Raw genomic sequence first — 1212 nt, 5'->3', positions numbered from 1 at the left:
GGAAGCGCTGATCAATGGACCAACTGCCCAAGTTGCAGACGAGATGCCGTCGAATTTTCCGGATGACGAAGCGAATCGATGCTCAACTCGGTGAATTGGACGCGCAAACGAGGCTCCCTGCTCGCATTTTTTATACGCATGACGGATTGCTCCCATGGACCGATCGCGACAGATTTCGCGCAATCACCAGATTCGCAAGAGCGAACAGGCTGAACAGTTGCGCGGTGTTCTTGGCCAAGCCCTTGTATCGCGTCTTGCGATGGTGAAACAGGTTCTTGACGATATGGAATGGATGCTCAACCCGCGACCGGATCTGCGCCTTGGTTCGCTCGACCGCGATCACCAGGTTCTTCAGCGCCCCGTCCTGCATCGCCTTGATCTTTCCCCGCTTGGCAGCGACGTGCCACTTCACGGTCTTGCCCGCCATTTCCTCGCGCTTGTCTACGCCAATGTAGCCCGCGTCGGCGAACGCCTGCTCTTCATGTCCGTGCAGCAGGGCATGCGCTTGCGATACATCCGACACGTTGGCCGATGTGCCAACCACACTGTGGATCAGGCCCGAATCGGCATCGACGCCAATGTGGGCTTTCATTCCAAAGTGCCATTCGTTTCCCTTCTTCGTCTGATGCATTTCCGGGTCACGACTCTTCCCGGCGTTCTTGGTCGACGGCGGCGCTTCAATGATCGTTGCGTCAACCAGCGTGCCTTCCTTCATCATCAGCCCACGCTCGCACAGCGAGATGCCAATCTCGTCGAACAACTTCCGTGTCAGTTCGTGTTCGATCAGCAGGCGCCGGAATTTCAACAGCGTGGTCGCATCAGGCACGTTCTCAACTGCCAGATCGATGCCGGCGAAGGCTCGCAGCGCGATGCTGTCATACAGCGCGTCTTCCAGTCCTTCGTCCGACAGCCCGTACCACTGTTGCAGGAAGTAGATTCGCAGCATTCGCTCCAGGCCAATCGGCGGGCGGCCTCGCGTGCCCTTCGGATAGTGCGGCTCGATTGCCGACAGCAAGCGCTGCCACGGAACGACCTTCTCCATCTCGGCGAGGAAGCGTTGGCGCCTCGTCACTCGCTTCTTGCCTGCAATTTCCGCTTCGGCGAAGCCGATCTGCCTCTTCATCAGTGTGAGTCTGTTCCGTGAGTTGCCTTCTATAACGTCCTCAGCTACGCCAACGATGACCACCGAGCTGAATAAATCAGCGCTTCCCT

The 1212-nt window shown here is 57.8% G+C and carries 1 protein-coding gene; it reads right to left on the bottom strand.

Annotated features, from left to right (window positions below):
- Positions 1 to 130 precede the first annotated feature (130 nt).
- Positions 131 to 1123 (bottom strand): IS5 family transposase, encoded by a 993-nt coding sequence (locus HDG34_RS38585; RefSeq protein WP_090812378.1) that lies wholly within the window; start codon positions 1121 to 1123, stop codon positions 131 to 133.
- Between the last annotated feature and the right edge of the window lie 89 nt (positions 1124 to 1212).

This window comes from Paraburkholderia sp. HC6.4b (assembly GCF_014200875.1).
GTDB lineage: Bacteria > Pseudomonadota > Gammaproteobacteria > Burkholderiales > Burkholderiaceae > Paraburkholderia > Paraburkholderia tuberum.
Note: the sequence above shows the minus strand (reverse complement) of the source record. Positions and strands in the feature narration are given on the sequence as shown.